Source organism: Muriventricola aceti, from assembly GCF_025567565.1.
Classification (GTDB): domain Bacteria; phylum Bacillota; class Clostridia; order Oscillospirales; family Oscillospiraceae; genus Lawsonibacter; species Lawsonibacter aceti.
Window position 1 is genome coordinate 32960 of record NZ_JAOQKF010000011.1, and the last position, 17991, is coordinate 50950.

17 protein-coding genes and 1 tRNA gene are annotated in these 17991 nt (G+C 58.4%); 11 read left to right on the forward strand and 7 right to left on the reverse strand.

Annotated elements, in window-relative coordinates; translation table 11 throughout:
• The first annotated feature begins 33 nt into the window (after nt 1–33).
• Genes OCV64_RS12055 through OCV64_RS12065 form a run of 3 tightly spaced genes read left to right on the forward strand, consistent with a single transcriptional unit; the run spans nt 34 to nt 2454 of the window.
• Nucleotides 34–1110, forward strand: a complete 1077-nt coding sequence (locus OCV64_RS12055) for an ABC transporter substrate-binding protein (protein WP_262670169.1) — start codon at nt 34–36, stop codon at nt 1108–1110.
• Complete coding sequence (locus tag OCV64_RS12060) at nt 1097–1876, forward strand: ABC transporter permease (protein ID WP_262670171.1); 780 nt, start codon at nt 1097–1099, stop codon at nt 1874–1876. The genes OCV64_RS12055 and OCV64_RS12060 overlap by 14 nt, the downstream gene beginning before the upstream one ends.
• Nucleotides 1873–2454, forward strand: a complete 582-nt coding sequence (locus OCV64_RS12065; RefSeq protein ID WP_262670172.1) for an ATP-binding cassette domain-containing protein — start codon at nt 1873–1875, stop codon at nt 2452–2454. The genes OCV64_RS12060 and OCV64_RS12065 overlap by 4 nt, the downstream gene beginning before the upstream one ends.
• A gap of 47 nt (nt 2455–2501) precedes the next feature.
• On the opposite strand, the gene nrdG is transcribed toward OCV64_RS12065, so the two are convergent.
• On the reverse strand, nt 2502–3020 hold the full coding sequence (gene nrdG / locus OCV64_RS12070) for an anaerobic ribonucleoside-triphosphate reductase activating protein (RefSeq protein WP_262670173.1): 519 nt from the start codon (nt 3018–3020) through the stop codon (nt 2502–2504).
• A 102-nt stretch (nt 3021–3122) separates the two neighbouring features.
• Nucleotides 3123–5249, reverse strand: a complete 2127-nt coding sequence (gene nrdD / locus OCV64_RS12075; protein WP_186851839.1) for an anaerobic ribonucleoside-triphosphate reductase — start codon at nt 5247–5249, stop codon at nt 3123–3125.
• 306 nt (nt 5250–5555) lie between these two features.
• Between nrdD and mnmA the strand changes: the two genes are divergently transcribed.
• The 4 genes from mnmA (at nt 5556) to metG (ending at nt 9947) form a co-directional block, all read left to right on the forward strand.
• Nucleotides 5556–6632, forward strand: a complete 1077-nt coding sequence (gene mnmA, locus OCV64_RS12080) for a tRNA 2-thiouridine(34) synthase MnmA (protein WP_262670174.1) — start codon at nt 5556–5558, stop codon at nt 6630–6632.
• Between the two features lie 33 nt (nt 6633–6665).
• Nucleotides 6666–6968 (forward strand): hypothetical protein, encoded by a 303-nt coding sequence (locus OCV64_RS12085; RefSeq protein WP_147573227.1) that lies wholly within the window; start codon nt 6666–6668, stop codon nt 6966–6968.
• Between the two features lie 112 nt (nt 6969–7080).
• Nucleotides 7081–7950 (forward strand): hypothetical protein, encoded by an 870-nt coding sequence (locus tag OCV64_RS12090; RefSeq protein WP_262670175.1) that lies wholly within the window; start codon nt 7081–7083, stop codon nt 7948–7950.
• A 26-nt stretch (nt 7951–7976) separates the two neighbouring features.
• Nucleotides 7977–9947, forward strand: a complete 1971-nt coding sequence (gene metG, locus OCV64_RS12095; RefSeq protein ID WP_262670176.1) for a methionine--tRNA ligase — start codon at nt 7977–7979, stop codon at nt 9945–9947.
• Nucleotides 9948–10246: 299 nt separating this feature from the next.
• Here the strand turns inward: metG and OCV64_RS12100 are convergent.
• Nucleotides 10247–10321 (reverse strand) — tRNA-Thr (locus tag OCV64_RS12100).
• Nucleotides 10322–10449: 128 nt separating this feature from the next.
• Between OCV64_RS12100 and OCV64_RS12105 the strand changes: the two genes are divergently transcribed.
• Nucleotides 10450–11349 carry a bifunctional enoyl-CoA hydratase/phosphate acetyltransferase gene (locus OCV64_RS12105; protein WP_147573221.1) on the forward strand — a complete coding sequence of 300 codons (900 nt, stop codon included), beginning with the start codon at nt 10450–10452 and terminating at the stop codon, nt 11347–11349.
• Nucleotides 11350–11361: 12 nt separating this feature from the next.
• Entirely contained in the window at nt 11362–12450 is a 1089-nt protein-coding gene (buk, locus tag OCV64_RS12110; protein ID WP_262670177.1) for a butyrate kinase, read from the forward strand.
• 137 nt (nt 12451–12587) lie between these two features.
• Here buk and OCV64_RS12115 read toward each other — a convergent pair whose 3' ends face one another.
• Genes OCV64_RS12115 through OCV64_RS12130 form a run of 4 tightly spaced genes read right to left on the reverse strand, consistent with a single transcriptional unit; the run spans nt 12588 to nt 15144 of the window.
• Nucleotides 12588–13448 carry a conjugal transfer protein TraX gene (locus OCV64_RS12115; RefSeq protein ID WP_262670222.1) on the reverse strand — a complete coding sequence of 287 codons (861 nt, stop codon included), beginning with the start codon at nt 13446–13448 and terminating at the stop codon, nt 12588–12590.
• Between the two features lie 47 nt (nt 13449–13495).
• A complete protein-coding gene (locus OCV64_RS12120; RefSeq protein WP_147573214.1) occupies nt 13496–14143 on the reverse strand; it encodes a DUF1847 domain-containing protein in 648 nt (215 codons plus the stop codon).
• Nucleotides 14144–14168: 25 nt separating this feature from the next.
• Nucleotides 14169–14930, reverse strand: coding sequence for a phosphoenolpyruvate-utilizing N-terminal domain-containing protein (locus OCV64_RS12125; protein ID WP_186851831.1), 762 nt, complete (start codon nt 14928–14930; stop codon nt 14169–14171).
• 37 nt (nt 14931–14967) lie between these two features.
• The gene (locus tag OCV64_RS12130; protein ID WP_186851830.1) at nt 14968–15144 is read right to left on the reverse strand and encodes a hypothetical protein; all 177 of its coding nucleotides are present in this window, start codon (nt 15142–15144) and stop codon (nt 14968–14970) included.
• Between the two features lie 15 nt (nt 15145–15159).
• On the opposite strand from OCV64_RS12130, the gene OCV64_RS12135 reads away from it, so the two are divergent.
• Both OCV64_RS12135 and pyk read left to right on the forward strand, forming a co-directional pair.
• Nucleotides 15160–16341, forward strand: a complete 1182-nt coding sequence (locus OCV64_RS12135; protein ID WP_262670179.1) for a pyridoxal phosphate-dependent aminotransferase — start codon at nt 15160–15162, stop codon at nt 16339–16341.
• 212 nt (nt 16342–16553) lie between these two features.
• Nucleotides 16554–17984, forward strand: coding sequence for a pyruvate kinase (gene pyk, locus OCV64_RS12140; RefSeq protein WP_186851829.1), 1431 nt, complete (start codon nt 16554–16556; stop codon nt 17982–17984).
• Nucleotides 17985–17991 lie beyond the last annotated feature (7 nt).

Here is a 17991-nt window from a genome sequence, read left to right on the forward strand (position 1 = left end):
GTCCCCACCGCTCTATCAGAAAGGATGATCCACATGAAACGAAAACTCTCTCTCTTGCTGTGCGCCGCCCTGGTGCTGGCCAGCCTAGCCGGCTGTAAACCAAGCGCCAGTGAGAACGACTCCTCCAGCTCTGCCTCCGGGGACATCTCCTCCGGCGGTTCCTCGTCAGGCGACTCGTCCCAGGAGATTCCCGGCCCGTCTGATATTCCGGAGATCAACTTTATGGTCCTCAGCGGTCCTACCGGCGTCGGGGCCGCTTATTTGGTGGACAGCTACGCTGCCGGCAGCGCCCCCACAGACGCCCCATTTACTTTGAACACTACTGTTGTGGCGGACAACAATCAGGTCACCGATGCCCTGGTCAATGGCTCCGCCGATGTGGCCGCCATCGCTACCAACGTGGCTGCCAATCTGTACACCAAAAGCGATGGGGCCATTCAGGTGTTGGCGGTCAACACTCTGGGGGTGCTCTATATTCTGGAGAAAGGGGACAGCGTCCACTCTATGGCTGACCTGCGGGGCAAGACAATTTACGCCACTGGCCAGGGAGCAAACCCGGAGTATGTATTGGACCATCTCCTCACGGCAAACGGGGTGGACCCCTCTACCTTAGACATCCAGTGGATGACCGCCCAGGAGGTTTCGGCTAAAATGGTCTCCTCGGAACAGGCCATCTGTATGCTCCCTGTCCCCGCCGCCACCGCCCTGATGGTACAGGACACCGGCGTGCGTCAGGCCCTGTCCCTGTCTGACGAGTGGGAGAAACTGGATCAAGGGGTCCTGCCCATGGGCTGCGTGGTAGCCCGAACCGAATTCATCCAGGAAAATCCCATGCTGATCGACGCTCTGCTAGACCTGTACGGCGACTCCATCACCTTCATGACGGAGGAGGGCAACGCTGCTGACGGAGCCGCCCTGGTGGCGAAATACGGCATCGCTCCCAATGAGCAGGTGGCCCAGGCGTCCATTCCCCAGTGCAATCTGACCTTCCTCACGGGCCAGGAGATGCGCGCCGCTCTGGAGGGCTACTACGCCGTTCTATTCCGTACTGACCCCGCTTCCATCGGCGGCGGGATGCCCTACGACGCCTTCTACTATGGCGGGGAGTAAAGGGCGGCCCAATTTCATCCGCGCCTTGCTGCCCCCGGCCTTCTGGCTGGGGGCTTGGCAGCTTGCCGCCTGGTTGGTAGAGCTTCATGTGGAGGGCCGGGGGAACGAGCTGCTCCTTCCCTACCCCCTCACCGTGTTGGCCGCCCTGGCCGCTCTGGTAGGACAGGTTTCCTTCTGGGCCTCCGTGGGGGCCACCTTTCTCCGGGTGGCAGCGGGCCTGTTCGCCGGAGTGGTGCTGGGCGGACTGCTGGCCGGTCTTACCTGCGCCAGCTCCTGGTCCGCCCGGCTCCTGTGCCCGCCCATCCGAATCATCCGGGCTACCCCAGTGGTCTCCTTTATCCTGCTGGTCCTGCTATGGACGCAGCGGGACCAGGTACCTGCCATCATCTCCGCCCTTATGGTTCTGCCGGTTACGTGGGAGAACCTGGTCCACGGCATCGAGGCCACTGACGCCCAGCTTCTGGAGCTGGCCCGCGCCTACCGCTTCTCGCGGAGCAAGGCCATACGGCTGATCTATCTCCCCTCTCTCCGGCCATACTTTCTCTCCGCCCTCATCACCTCTGTGGGTCTGGCCTGGAAATCCGGTGTGGCCGCCGAGGTGCTATGTACCCCCTCTTTGGCCATGGGCACTCAGATTTACAGTTCTAAGCTCTCTCTGGAAATCCCGGATCTCTTTGCCTGGACCGCTGTGGTGGTGGCCCTCAGCCTGGCGCTGGAGCGTGGACTCCGGCTGATGCTGGAGCAGAAGGGGGGGACTCAGTTGTGATCTCCTGTCGATTACTCAGCGTCTCCTTTGGAGAGAAAAAGGTGCTGGACCGCTTTTCCCTCTCCCTCCCCGACGCCGGCATCACCGCCCTGCGGGGTCCCTCCGGCTGCGGCAAGACCACCCTGCTGCGGGTGTTGGCCGGTCTGGAGCGGCCCCAGAGCGGCACGGTCTCCGGCATCAGTCCCAGGGAGATCGCTATCCTGTTTCAAGAAAACCGCCTTCTCCCCTGGCGGTCGGTGGGACAGCACCTCACTGACGTACTGCCCAAGGATCGCTGGAAGGACGTGTCCCAACTGCTGGAGTTGGTGGAGCTGGGCGGCGAAGCATCCGTCTATCCCCCCGCCCTGTCCGGCGGCATGGGCAGACGGCTGGCTCTGGCCCGGTGCCTGTCCCTCCCCGCCCGGCTCTATCTGCTGGATGAGCCCTTTGCCGGGGTGGACCGGGAGCGGGCCGGGCGTATCATGGACAGGATGAGGGCACTGGGCCTGCCTATCCTGCTGTCCAGTCACGAGGAGGATATCCTGTCCATGGCGGACCGGGTTATCCCTCTGGATGGCCCTCCCCTGTGCGTCCTCTAAATGAAACGGGAGCCCCGGCGGTACCGCCGGGGCTCCCGTTCTCTATTTTATTCCGCACCGTCCCACAGCACTGCCGCCCCCGCTCTCAGTGAAGCGGGCACATCAATCAACCGCTGGTTGGACGATCCCCGGAACCGGAGGGACAAATCCTTCTTTTCCAGGACAAAGGGCCCGTCCACCAGTACATCCAGTTCCTTTAACAGCTCCTGGCTGTATTCTCCCACCTGGCTGTCCCGAAGGCTTTCAAACAGATAGCCGGAGTAGCACCAGATGTCCTTTTCTGGAAACCGGGCTCGGACCGCCCGGACCAGTTCCAGCACCGCCCGCTGGTTCTGAGGCTCGAAGGGCTCGCCCCCCAGCAGGGACAAACCACGAATGTAGGGTTTGGACAGGCAATCCAGTATCTCCTGTATCTGCTCCCCGCCGAAGGGCTGACCGTATGCGAAGTCCCAAGTCTCCGGGTTAAAGCACTCTTTGCAGTGGTGGGTACAGCCAGACACAAAGATGGAAGTCCGTACTCCCGGCCCATTGGCCACGTCGATGGGGCGAATGTCGGCATAGTTCATGGCAAAACCTCCAAACTTTCCGGAATGAGGAATAAGGAGTTAGAAATGGGAACACAGGGGCAACGGACCCATCACAGCCGACCTCCTCAATTTCTAATTCACTTAAAGGTGCAACACTCTGGACTTGATCTCCTTGGTTTTGCCCACGTTCCAGTAGTTCTCTCCCAGATAGCCGCAGGTACGGCGGGTGACGTTCATCTTGGACCGATCCTTGTTGTGGCAGCAGGGGCACTCCCACTGGTTGTCGTCGTTGATGACGATCTCCCCGTCGAAGCCGCACACCTGGCAGTAGTCGCTTTTGGTATTGAACTCGGCGTATTGGATATTGTCATAGATGAAGCGGACAACCTCCTTCATGGCCTCCAGATTGTGGCGCATATTGGGGATCTCCACATAGGAGATGCACCCGCCGGTGGAAATCTTCTGGAACTGGCTCTCAAAGGTGAACTTTTCAAAGGCGTCGATGTGTTCCCGCACGTCCACATGATAACTATTTGTATAATACCCCTTGTCAGTTACGTCAGGTATCGTGCCAAACCGCTCCTTATCAATGCGTGCGAAGCGGTAACACAGAGATTCGGCGGGTGTGCCATAGAGGGCAAAGCCGATATTCGTCTCCTTCTTCCAGTCGTCACAGGCCCGGCGCAGCCGGTTCATCAGCCTGAGGGCGAACTCTGTGCCGCCCGGCTGGGTGTGGGAGCAGCCCTTCATCAGCTTAGTCACCTCGTACAGCCCGATATAACCCAGAGAGATGGAGGAGTACCCGCCGTACAGCAGTGGCTCAATGGGAGCCCCCTTGGGCAGGCGGGCGATTGCCCCGTACTGCCAATGGATGGGTGAGGAGTCGGACTTCACGTTTTTCAGCGCGTTGTGCCGGCACATAATGGCCTCGAAGCACAGGTCCAGCCGCTCCTCCAGCAGCGTCCAGAACTTCTCCTCATCCCCCCTGGCCAGAATGCCGATCTGGGGCAGGTTGAGGGAGACCACTCCCTGGTTGAAGCGGCCCTCGAACTTATAATTCCCATTCTCATCCTTCCAGGGGGCCAGGAAGGAGCGGCAGCCCATGGGCGAGAACACGTTGCCCTCATAGTTCTCCCGCATCTTCTTGGCGGAGATATAGTCGGGGTACATCCGCTTGGCGGAGCACTTGACGGCCAGTTCCGTGATGTAGTCATATTTGCCCCCTTTGAGGCAGTTGTGCTCGTCCAGCACATACACCAGCTTGGGGAAGGCGGGGGTGATGTAAACCCCCTTCTCGTTCTTGATACCCTCCAGCCGCTGGCGCAGCACCTCCTCCACGATCATAGCGTTCTCTTCCAGATAGGGGTCATCTTCCTGGAGGTTGAGGAACAGAGTGACAAAGGGGGACTGTCCGTTGGTCGTCATCAGGGTATTGATTTGATACTGGATAGTCTGGACACCGGATTTCAGCTCATCCCGCAGACGGTCGGCCACCAGCCGCTCCAGGGTAGCCTCGTCCACCTGTCCGGCACATTCATAGGCGATGTGCTTTTTGAATTTCTCCCGGCTGCGGCGGAGATACTTGCCCAGATGGCTCATATCCACGCTCTGCCCTCCGTACTGGTTGGAGGCCACGCAGGCGATGATCTGGGTGGTGACGGTACAGGCCACCTGGAAGCTCTTGGGGCTCTCGATGAGCTTGCCGTTCATCACAGTGCCGTTGTCCAGCATATCCCCAATGTTGATGAGGCAGCAGTTAAAAATGGGCTGGACAAAGTAGTCTGCATCGTGGAAGTGGATGGTCCCCTCGTCGTGGGCCTTGGAGATATGCTCGGGCAGCAGGATGCGCCGGGTCAGATCCCGGCTCACCTCCCCGGCGATATAGTCCCGCTGGGTGGCTGCGATCATGGTGTTCTTGTTGGAGTTCTCCTCTGCCAGCTCCTGGTTCTCGTTGCGCAGCAGAGAGAGGATAGACTCGTCGGTGGTGTTAGCCTTGCGTACCAGGGCCCGGTTATAGCGGTAAATGATGTAGGTCTTGGCCAGGTGGAACTTGTTTTCCTCCACCAGCCCCTGCTCCACCAGGTCCTGGATGTCCTCCACCAGCATCCGCTGGCGCTTGAGTCCCTCGATGTGGTCGATGATGGCGTCGATGCGCGCCCGGTCAAGCTGTTCCTCCGGCGGCACCTCGGCGTTGGCCTTTTCGATGGCGGTAACGATCTTGCTTCGGTCATAATCCACGATGGTCCCATCGCGCTTGATCACTTTCATAGCTGGTCTCCCTCTCCCGTATCTTTATGGTATACTATCTAACCGGCGGCATGGCCGCCAGACACTGTCAGGGGAGAAGTATACCATGTCCTTTTTGTTTTGTCCACTACATCTTGTATGTCGCCTCTTATTTTTTACCAACGGATACAACATATATTTTTTGAAGAAACGAGAGAAAACGGGAACTTTCTTTCCTCTTTCTGGCCTTTTTGGTTGATACAAGGGCCAAAGTGTGATATACTTTGTAACGAATTTCGGCAAATCGCCGGATTGACCCTTATTTGTCCCGGCAGGAGGTGTCCCCATATGCAAAATCGAATCGCTGTGGCCATGAGCGGTGGTGTGGACAGCTCCACCGCCGCCTGGCTGCTTCAGCAGGAGGGACACGACCTAGTGGGCGTTATGCTGAAGATGTTTGATGGCTCGCTGGTCAACGGGAGCCGGGAGGATGACAGACCTCCAGATGGCGTGGAGGACGCCCGGGCCGTGGCTGGGAAGCTGGGTATTCCCTTCTATGTGCTTGACGCCCGCGCCCCCTTCCGCTCCCATGTTCTGGACACCTTTACCTCCGCCTATGAGCGGGGGCTTACCCCTAATCCCTGCGTGGTCTGCAACCGGTATGTCAAATTCGGCTTTTTACTCCAGCAGGCCTTGGAGTCAGGCCGGGATAAGGTGGCCACCGGCCATTACGCCCGGCTGGAGCTGGACCGGGGGAGCGGCCGCTGGCTGCTGAAGAAGGCGGCCCATCCAGAGAAGGACCAGAGCTATGTACTGGCTGGTCTAAACCAGGAGCAGCTCTCCCGCTCCCTGTTTCCCCTGGGCGCTCTGTCCAAGGAGGAGGTCCGCTCCATTGCCGCCCAAGCTGACCTCATCAACGCCAAGAAGGGGGACAGCCAGGACATCTGCTTCATCCCCGACGGGGACTACGGCTCCTTTATCCGCCAGTATACTGGAAAGAGCTATCCCTCCGGCCCCTTTTTAGATGAGGGCGGAGCGGTCCTGGGGGCCCACACCGGCATCATCGACTACACCCTGGGCCAGCGGCGGGGGCTGGGGGTATCCTCCACCCGTGGGCGCCTCTATGTCAAGGAGGTCCGGCCCCAGGATAACTCCGTGGTACTCTCCTGCAATGACAGCCTGTATGGCTCCACCCTCACGGCGGCGAATCTGAACCTCATCGCCTGTGACCACCTTTCTGCTCCTGTCCGCCTGCGGGCCAAGGTCCGCTACCGCATGGCGGAGCAGCCCTGCACTGTGGAGCAGACCGGGCCGGACACCATCCACCTCGCTTTTGACCAGCCTCAACGGGCCATCACTCCCGGCCAAGCCGTGGTCCTGTATGACGGTGACACGGTGGTAGGTGGGGCCACCATTACCCCCTGATTCCTCACAGATACGAAAGGAGCTCCCTGACCCATGAGCCACAAGAAGTATAAAAAGCGCCACTCCCAGTCCACCATCAATGCCAAACGCCAGGCCAACCAGGCCAAGCTGGCCGACGAGAAGGACCGCGCCAGGAAGCGGATGGACCCCACTGCCCGCACCCTGCTCTTTGGCAATCTGGTTTTTCTGTCCATTACCGTGCTGCTCGAGCGGAACGGGCTCATCTCCCCCCTGTTCAGCGGCGCCTGCACAATCATCGGTGTCATCTTGCTGATTCTGGCCCTGTGGTTCCAGTTCGGCGGGAAAGGCCAGGACCGCTGGAATGGCGGCAAATAGGCCCTCTTTTTCCAGGCCCGCAGCCCTCTGGTATATCTGTTGCTTTTTGGAGGAAACTGGTATATGATAGTGGGCACGACTTCTTTCTCCGTTTAAGGAGGCACACAATACAATGCGAAAAGAAATCATCCTGCCGGGTCTGGCCCTGGGGGGCGGCCTGGCGGGCTTTGGACTGCGCCGCTGGCAGTGGCTGTCCGCCTATGACGCCCAGACTCAACTCTATCTCCACGGGGCGCCGGCCACCTTTGCCCTGCTCGCCCTGACGGCTCTCTTGGTCCTGGCCTTTCTTGTCCTCTGCCGTGGAAAAAGGAGGCCGGAGGGATTCCTGGACGCCTTTTTCTGTCCCTCTCCCGGTTTTATGGGACTGATGACCGCCTCCGGCTTCTGTTTTTTAGGGGCCGGCCTGCTGGGCCTGCTGGAGTGGATGGACCAGTTCCAACTCTTCCGCATCAGCCGGGACGCCTACCTGTCCGCCTATCCCGCCGCCCTGCTGCCCGTCCTGCTGTTGACGGTCCTGCTCACCTTTGGCTCCGGAGCCGCCCTGCTGCTGGTCGGACGGGCCGCCTATCGGGGCCAGCTGGACCGGCTGACCTCCCTGCTCTCTGTCCTTCCAGGCTATACCGGGCTGTGCTGGCTGTTTGCCACCCACCTGCTCCACGGCACTGACCCCGTCGCCATGCGGTACGGCTTCTCCCTGGCAGCTACCATTCTGATGATGCTGTGCCACTACTTCGCCGCTGGTTTCTTCTTTGGCCGCTCCCACCCTCAGCTGCTTACCTTCTGCGCTTCGCTGGGCATCTCATTGGGGATAATCTCTCTGGCTGACGGCCCCAGCTGGTTCCAGCTAGCTCTAACCGCTGCCTTTCTCCTCTCTCTGCTGGGCTATGGATATGCGCTACTGTCCAACAATTCCTTCCCCGCCGGAGAGCGAATGCCCTCTGGGGCTGAACGCGAGGAGAGCTCCATTCCGGACGAGGAATAACATGATAAATTGGAGGCTGCTTTACTATGGATAAAAAGCGTTTTTATATCACCACACCCATCTACTATCCCAGCGATAAGCTGCACATCGGCCACACCTACTGCACCGTAGCCACCGACGCCATGGCCCGCTATAAGCGGCTGACCGGCTATGAGGTCCTGTTCCTCACAGGTACAGATGAACACGGCCAGAAAATCGAGGACAAGGCCAAGGAGGCCGGCGTTACTCCCAAGGAGTTCGTAGACGGCATCGTGGAGGGTCCCAAGGGAGTCAAGGATCTGTGGAAGCTGATGAACATCAGCAACGACCGTTTCATCCGCACCACCGACGATTATCACGTATCCGCCATTCAAAAGATCTTTAAAAAGATGTATGAGAAGGGCGACATCTACAAGGGCAAGTATGTGGGCAAGTACTGTAAGCCTTGTGAGTCCTTCTGGACCGAATCCCAACTGGTAGATGGCAAGTGCCCCGACTGCGGGCGAGACGTCCAGGACGCGGAGGAGGAAGCCTACTTTTTCAAACTCTCCAAGTACGCCGACCGCATCCAGCATCTGCTGGAGGACACCGATTTTCTGGAGCCCCGCAGCCGGGTCAACGAGATGGTGAACAACTTTATAAAGCCCGGTCTGGAGGACCTGTGCGTATCCCGGACCTCCTTTACCTGGGGCGTGCCCGTGGACTTCGACCCCGGTCACGTGGTCTATGTGTGGGTGGACGCCCTGTTCAACTACACCACCGCTCTGGGCCTGTTCAACGACAAGTACCACGACTATGAAAAGTTCTGGCCCGCCGACGTTCACTTTGTTGGTAAGGAGATCGTCCGCTTCCACTCCATCATTTGGCCTGCCATGCTTATGAGTATGGAGATGCCTCTGCCCAAGAAAGTCTTTGGCCACGGCTGGCTGCTGCTGGACGGCGGCAAGATGTCCAAGAGCAAGGGTAACGTGGTGGACCCCTATATCCTGGCTGAGATGTTCGGGGTGGACGCCCTGCGGTTCTTCCTGCTGCGCACCTTCCCCTTCGGCTCTGACGGCAACTTCTCCAACGAAGCGCTGATTCAGACTATCAATGTGGACCTGGCCAACGACCTGGGCAACCTCCTCTCCCGAACCGTGTCCATGGTAGGCAAGTATTTCGGTGGCACCCTGCCCGAAGATCAGTCGGAAAACGGGGAGATGGACAGGGAGATGGTGGAGCTCATCTCCTCCCTGCGCGCCAGGTATGAGGAGCAGATGGAGCACTACGCCTTCCAGAACGCCCTGGCGGAAATCTTTAAGGTCATCGGCCGGGCCAACAAGTATATCGACGAGAACGCCCCCTGGGTGCTGGCCAAGGACATGGAGGCCAACGGTCCCCGTCTGGCACGGGTCATGTATAACCTGCTGGAGGTACTGCGGGTATCCGGCATCCTGCTGACCCCCTTTATCCCCGGCTCCGCCGGAAAGGTACTGGACCAAATCGGCGCCTGCCAGGAGTGCCGCACCTGGGACAGCGCCGCCGTCTACGGCTCCCTGCGGAGGGATGTCACCGTCCAGCGGGGGGAAAACCTGTTCCCCCGTGTAGACACAGAGAAGGCCCTGGCCCAGTTGGAGGCGGCGGCTGAAGCCGCCCGGAAGTCCGCCCTCCCGGACCTGGAAATAGAGCCCCAGCTGGAGGCCAAGGTGGACTTTGACACCTTCTGTAAGTCTGACTTCCGAGCAGTCAAGGTCAAGGCCTGTGAGAATGTGAAGAAGAGCGAGAAGCTGCTGAAATTCACCCTGGACGACGGCACCGGTACCGACCGTCAGATCCTGTCCGGCATCGCCAAATGGTACAAGCCGGAGGACCTGGTAGGCAAGACCCTCATGGCTATCGTCAACCTGCCGCCCCGGAAAATGATGGGCCTGGAGTCCAACGGTATGCTCATCTCCGCCGTCCACACTGAGAAGGGCGCTGAGGTCCTGAATCTGCTTATGCTGGACGACAAGATCCCCGCTGGCGCCAAGATGTGCTGAGTGCATGGGCTGATGATCGAAAACTTCCTATTTTTTCAGAAAGGCACGACGTAAGTCGTGTCTTTCTTTACAATGAAAAAGCTCGTCGCAAGCGACATATCGCTTGCGACGAGCTGGCAGGGACGGTCAAAATCGATATTTCTTCATGGCGAAAAATGCCGCCCACAGGGCGGCCCACCAACTGTGTGCCCAGCGGAGCGGGCCGCAGTTGAAAAGGAGGAGCAGGGAAGCGGGCGGATGACGTCTTTTTTGCCCCAGGCATAAAAAGACGTCGGAGCAAAACGGACTTTGCTCCGACGTGGAGCTAGTGGTGGGAATCGAACCCACGGCCTGCTCATTACGAGTGAGCTGCTCTACCCCTGAGCCACACTAGCGGATAACAAATGATATTATACCGATTCCGGTCCCATCCGTCAAGGGGAAGGACAGCAAATTTGCCCTATACTTTTTTTCTCTGGAATGTTAGAATAGGTGCGACAAACTGACAGAAAAGAGGACGCCCATGGTCATCTCGAGTTTTTCAGCTCTGAAGAGCCGGCTGCAACATCTCTCCCCCAGGGAGGCGGTGGTAGCCGCGGCCCATGACGAACACACCTTACAGGCAGTCTTTGCCGCCCGCCGAGACGGGCTGATCCGCCCCATCTTGGTGGGCCGACGGAACGAGATCCGATCCATTGCCCGCAGTCTGGGGGAGGAGCTCTCTCCAGAACAGATCGTAGACGCCCAGGATGATCTGGAGTGCGCTGCCCGCTCTGTCGCTCTTATCCGGGAGGGAAAGGGGGATATCCTCATCAAGGGGATGCTTCAGACCGGCACTCTGCTCAAGGCGGTGGTCCACCGGGAAACAGGCATTCGGGCCAGCCAGGTCATGTCCCATGTGGCTATTTTGGATGTGCCCCGCTACCACAAGCTGCTATTCATCACCGACGGCGGTATGGTAGTAGCCCCCAATCTGGAGCAGAAAGGCCATATCCTGAAAAACGCGGTGGACTTCTGCCGCTTCCTGGGCTATGAACGGCCCAAGGCCGCCGCCTTGTGCGCTGTGGAAACGGTGAATCCCGCTATGCCTGAAACCGGGGACGCCCTGTCACTAAAAGAAGCGGGAGAGCGGGGGGAATTCGGTCCCTGTATCGTGGAAGGGCCCATCTCTCTGGACCTGGCCACTGACCGCGAGGCGGCTCTGGTGAAGGGCTACCACAGCCCGGTGGCCGGGGACGCGGACATTCTGCTGGTCCCCGCTATCGCCGTGGGCAACGTACTGGGCAAAGCCCTATATGGCTTGGCCGGCGGCCAGATGGCCGGAGTCGTGCTGGGAGCGGCGGTCCCTATCACCATCAATTCCCGTGGGGCCACGCCGGAGGAGAAATATTACTCTATCCTGCTCTGCGCCGCCATGGATTAGGAGGAAGCTGACATGTCCCACAAGATCTTAGTCCTCAACCCAGGCTCCACCAGCACCAAGGCCGCTGTCTACGAGGATGAGCACCCGTTGATGCTCAAAAGCATCGGGCACACCAACCAGGACCTGTCCCCCTATCCTGCCCTCAACGACCAGTTAGACTACCGGGTGGCCCTGGTCCGAAGCTGGCTGGCCCAGGAGGGCTTTGACCTGACGCAGCTTTCCGCTGTGGTAGGGCGGGGCGGCATCATTCCTAATATCGTGGCCGGCGGCTATGTGGTGGATGACAACTTGACCGACTGCCTGCTCCACCACACAGTGTTTGACCACGCCTCCAACCTGGGTGGATTGATGGCCCGGGAATTTGCTGAACCGCTGCGCATCCCCGCCTATATCTACGACGCGGTCACCAGTGATGAGCTGCCCCCGGAGGCCCGTGTCACTGGCTTTAAGGAGGTCACCCGCACCAGCTTCTGCCACGTCCTCAACGCCAGAGCCACCAGCCACAAGTACGCCCAGGCCATGGGCCGGAAATACGAGGATATGAATTTGGTCGTGGCCCATTTGGGGGGTGGAATTTCCATTTCCGCACACAGCCACGGGCGCATCATCGACTCTGTGTCCGACGACGCCGGCCCCTTTTCCCCGGACCGGGCGGGCAGTTTGAATATGCTGTATGTGGTGGATCTGTGCTACTCGGGCAAGTACACCAAGGCCCAGATGCTGAAAAAGCTTCGGGGGGAGGGTGGGATGTCCGCCCTGCTGGGCACCCATGACTGCCGGGAGGTGGAGCGCCGTATCGAGGACGGGGATGAGTGGGCGGCCCTGGTCTACCAGGCCCAAGCCCTCCAGATCGCCAAGGGCGTTGGAATCATGCTGGGCTGCTTCCATGAGCTGATCGACGCGGTCATCCTCACCGGGGGGCTGGCCAACTCCAAAAAGCTCACCAGCATGGTCATCGATTATCTCCACAACCTGTGTCGGGTGGTGGTCATCCCCGGAGAAAACGAGATGGAGGCCCTGGCCCTGGGCGCTCTGCGTATCCTCAACGGCCAGGAACAGGTGCATACTTTCTGCCCCGTCTGCCCTATGCCGATTCAATAACAATAGTCTGCGCTCTTACAGAATTATCGCTTAACAAACTGAGTCCCCCGCATGATCGAATTCATACGGAGGACTTTGTTATGCGCAGCACAGGTTTTTTCAGGGGGCCAGTGCCCCGACAAATCAAAATCGCGCGATCAGGTTATCATCGACTTTTCCAAGAGCAATCGGAATAGGTACAAAATCGTAATGTGCAGCGGATAGAATACGTAAAAAAAGCGCTTCAATTTCAGTTTCCCCCGCCTGCCGTTATAGAGTAAAATGAGCAGACAGGTAAAAAGGATGCACATAGTCGGCTGATTTCCAGTCGCCCCCATATATGCCAGAAGGAACAGCAGCACTTGATAGACCCGATGGCTGCGGCAGACGTAGAACGCGGATATGAACAGGATCCCCTGTATCCCGTAATCACAGCGTATCAGTTCAGCAATTACAGAAAAAAGCGCCACACTGACAACTTGCAAAACCACTGACTTAATTTTATCAGTGCGCACCTGTGATTTGCACGAGCATCTTTCGAGACACGCCAATGTCAATAAGCCTAAAAACAAAGTGAAAAATACATTTTGATATTTTAAATAAAACGGAAATGTACCCTCCATAAGCGAATATCTGCTAAAAAATCCTATATCAAAAGGTATTTCGGAGATTAGCGCAAATACAAGCATTAACCCGATATATCGCTTCTTGTTTCTAGTATGTTGGAAACCCTCTGCCAGCAAAAAGCAAAACAGCGGAAACGCAATTGTACCTATGCTCTGCAGATCAAATCGAATGAAATAATCAATTTTCTCAAACTGCTCCCAGGATAGTTTCCCGGTATCCACCATTACGCCCCAGTAATTTGATAAGAGCCACTGAAGGACGATTTTGCAGGTGTGGTCAATAACCATCGCCATAACAGCGATCATTTTCAAGGAATTTCCTGTCAGGAACTGTACTTGCTCCAAACGTCTATCCAGGCAGTCCGCGCCACCGTTTATTCTTTCAAATAGCACCTTCAAGTCTGGTTCCTCAAATCATCCCACGGCATCCCTGGATCGATTCACTCATAAAGTTTTTTATAGTACCCGCTGTACAGAGCGGCCACCGGGTTATGGCCCAGCACCCTGTCCTTAGCGATGAGGGTAGTCACCGGCGCGTCAGAATACTTGCTGAACAGGGCGTCATGGCCTACACACAAGCCGATAGCGATATTCAGATCCGTTTTTTCCCGGTTGAGCACCCGTGCCTGGAGGATGGGGTTGCACATGGTCTCCGGATGGGCCCCCTTGCAGATGGTGTCCTCAGGGGCTAGCCCCATATTCGCCTTGTCCTCTCCCCCTACCTTACACACCACACTGACATATTCAATTCCGTTTTTCTGCAAGATTTTGGCAAAGATCTTAGCTTCGTTAATCAGTCCAAAACAAGTGGCGATCCCCACCTTTTTGGCCCCGATCTCCTTGATAAACAGGACGGTTTCTTCTACACGGGTCTTGGTACAGTAATACCGCCCCTCGATTTGGGCGGCAGCCCGAGCCATTTTCCCGTCTATGGTGTCGCCGCCATAAATCTGGTCCAACTCAGCGGTTTCCCCCGCCTCCACACATCCGGTGGTCAAACAGAATTCCGGGTACTGTTCCCCCCGGTTTCGACAGTTGTACAGGCCGCAGTCCGTACAGCTCAACCTCCGCTTCTTCTCCCGCTCCATGTGTACGCTCCCCTTTCTTTTCTTTCTATGTCCCGCAGCCCACGGGGCAGCCCCGCTCCTGATACCTCAGGCGGAGTTTCTCCATCAATTCCCGGTCCGGGTCCAAATACAGCTTGTTGTCAAATCCGTCCATCAGGCCGATCTGTCCCTCCCACTCCAGGTCCGGGGACAGGTCCAGCTCAATCATGCCTGGGATGTGATAGGCCCGCAGCAGGTGGGCGGTATGGCTGTCCACATTGCCCCGCATAGCCGCCAGTCCCACCAGCCAGCGGCGGTCCAACTCCATCACCTCGCTGGGGAAAAACTCCTCACAGACCAGGATGGTCCCCGGCCGGGTCAAGGGTGCCTTTGGCCGGCGACCCAGCAGCGCCCGGAGCATTCTGCGGGAGATGTCCCGCATATCCACCGATCTGGCCCGCATATAGGGGCTGTCCATCGCTCCAAAGGCGGCGGCCAGAGCATCCCCCGCCGCCTTGACAGCATATTCTGCCGTGGCCCCCTCCCTTTGTATCATGTCCGTGATGGTTCGGACAAGGTCCTCATCCTCCAGCAGCATAGCGTGGATGGCAAAAATAGAGGCTGTTTCCTCCCCCACCTCGGCAAAGGCACGGTCGTAGAGGGCAGCCAACTGCAGTACGGCCTGCCTCTGTCCTTGTTGGAATCGCTCCAGCTCCTCTTGGGGGCCGCGTTGAGAGCGGGGGGCTAACACAGGGGGCTCACGCCGGTAAAAGTGCAGCTGTCCAATAGCGATCTGCTCCGCGATGGATCTTCCAGCCAACTCCAGCATACCCTCACCTCCCCGTTCTCCACTGGTATTTCTTTGATTATAGCCCCCCATTCTCCGTTTGTAAAGGCGAGGCGTGGCTGATTTTGCCCCTCTTGTCATCGAACTTCCCCCCTTTTTCTTCCCTCTGACTCAAAATTGCCGCTTTACGCTGATAAATTGCCGTGGTATAATGGACAAGCAGGTCCGTTCCTGTTCTTTTTTCCCGATTTTTCATAAGGAGGTCATCCCCGTGGTTTCTGAACGTATGCTTGGACTGGGCACCGCCCGGTCTGTGATCCGTGAGCTGTTTGAGTACGGCAAGCAGCGGGCCGCTGTTGTCGGCCCTGAAAACGTCTTTGATTTCTCGCTGGGCAATCCCAGCGTTCCCGCCCCCGACGCGGTCAACGAGACCGCCATCCGCATTCTGCGGGAACAGCCCGAACTGATCCACTGCTACACCAGCGCCCAGGGCGACGCACAGGCCCGCCAGCGATTCGCCGACTCCCTGAACCGCCGTTTTGGGGCCAGCTACACCGCCGACCAGCTCTATATCACCGTAGGGGCGGCCGCCTCTCTCTGCTGTGTCTTCGGCGGACTGACCTGCCCCGAGGACGAGTTCATCGTATTTGCCCCCTATTTCCCCGAATATAAGGTATTCATTGAAGGCGCGGGGGCCAAAATGGTACTCATTCCCCCGGAGATCGACCACTTCCAGATTGACTTTGAGGCCTTTGAAAAGGCTGTCGGCCCCCACACCAAGGGCGTGGTGGTCAACACCCCCAACAATCCCTCCGGCGTAGTCTACTCCAAGGACACCCTGGAGCGGCTGGCCTCCGTCCTCACCGCCAAGAGTCAGGAGTACGGACACCCCATCTACCTCATCTCTGACGAGCCCTATCGTGAAATTGTATTCCAGGGCTTCGAGGTCCCCTGGGTCCCTCACATCTACCGGGACACCATCGTGTGCTACTCCTTCTCCAAGTCCCTGTCCCTCCCCGGCGAACGGTTGGGCTATGTGCTGGTCCCCGGTGACATCACCGACTCTGCCGATGTTTATGCCGCCGTGGCAGGGGCGGGCCGCTCCCTAGGCTATGTGAACGCTCCCAGCCTGTTCCAGCAGGTGACCTCTCTGTGCTGCGATATGACCTCTGATTTGAAGGTGTACGAGGAGAACTGCCGGCTGCTCACCTCCTCCCTGCGGGAGATGGGGTACCATGTAGCCCAGCCCGGCGGCGCTTTCTACCTCTTCCCCCGGTCCCTGGAGCCCGATGATCTGGCTTTCAGCGAGCGGGCCAAGAAGTTCGACCTGCTGCTGGTCCCCGGCTCCGGCTTTGGCGCCCCCGGCCATGTGCGCATCGCCTACTGTGTCCAGACCGAGATGATCCAGCGGGCCCTGCCGAAATTCAAGGCTCTGGCTGACTCCTACCTATAAAATGACTGCCCCCTTCCGCCTAAGCGGGAGGGGGTCTTTTCATACCTTCTGTGTCCGTTCACCATTCGGATAGCCCCCTCCCATTTGTCGGATTTTTGGTCTTGGAGAGGACATAATTTCATGGAATTGCCCCCTGTTCAAAGCCCCTCTTTTCCTGTATGATAGGGATGTACGAAGTCTGAACAGTTTGATTCCCACAGGAGGAAATCAATATGAGAAAAACAAAGATCATCTGCACCCTGGGCCCCGCGGTGGACAGCGAGGATATGATTCGCACCCTGATCCGCTCCGGAATGGACGCGGCCCGGTTCAACTTCTCCCACGGCAGCCACCCGGAGCACCTGGAGCGGCTTAGTCTGCTCAAGGCTGTCCGTGACGCTATGGGCCGCCCGGTGGCCACAATTTTGGACACCAAAGGGCCGGAGATCCGCATCCGCAACTTCGACACCAAGTCCATTTCCCTGGAGGCGGGGGATACCTTCACTCTGACCACACGGGAGGAGGTGGGGGACCAGACGCATGTTTCTGTCAGCTATCCCAAGCTCCACCAGGAGGTGGCCCCCGGCCAGGAGATCCTCATTGACGACGGCCTAGTGGCCATCCGGGTGGATGAGATCCGGGGTGAGGACATCGTCTGCACAGTGGAGAACGGTGGTACTTTATCCGCCAATAAGTCCATCAATATCCCCGGCGTCCATATCCATCTGCCCGCCCTGACCGAGAAGGATGTGGCAGACATCCGATTCGGGGTGGAGAATGACTTTGACTTTATCGCTGCCTCCTTTGTCCGTCAGGCCAGCGATGTTGAGGCGGTCCGCCAGGTCCTTCAGGACTGTGGCGGGGAAAGTGTGAAGATCATCGCCAAGATCGAGAACCAGGAGGGCGTAGACAACATCGACGAGATCCTGGCCGCCGCCGACGGCATTATGGTGGCCCGGGGCGATCTGGGCGTAGAGATCCCCGCCGCCAAGGTACCCATCCTTCAGAAGAAAATCATCCGCAAGGGCCTTCAGGCAGGCAAGCCTGTCATCACCGCCACCCAGATGCTGGATTCCATGATGCGCAACCCCCGGCCCACCCGGGCAGAGGTGTCCGACGTGGCCAACGCCGTATTTGACGGCACAAGCTGCGTCATGCTGTCCGGCGAGACTGCTGGGGGCAAATATCCGGTGGAGGCCCTCACAGCTATGACAGGCATTGTGGAGGAGGCGGAGGCCTCCATTGACTACTGGCGCCACTTCCAAAAGCAGAGGGTGGTCCCGGCCAGCAACATTAACGACGCCATCACTCACACCTGCTGTTTGACCGCCAAGGACTTGGACGCCAAGGCCATCCTGGCGGCCACTAACTCCGGCCGTACCGCCCGGATGATCTGTCGGTTCCGCCCCTCCTGCCCCGTGGCCGCCCTGACCATGCATGAGAAGGTGCGCCGCCAGCTGAACATCTGCTGGGGTGTCATCCCCTTCCTCACCGGAGAGGTCAACTCCACCGACCGCATCTTCTCTCTGTCCGCCGAGGTGGCTCTGAAGGAACGGCTGGTCCAGGCTGGGGACACGGTCGTGATTACCGCTGGGGTCCCCCTGGGCAAGAGCGGCTCCACCAACCTGATTAAAGCCCAAGTCATCAGCGGGGAGGATCTCTGAGCATATC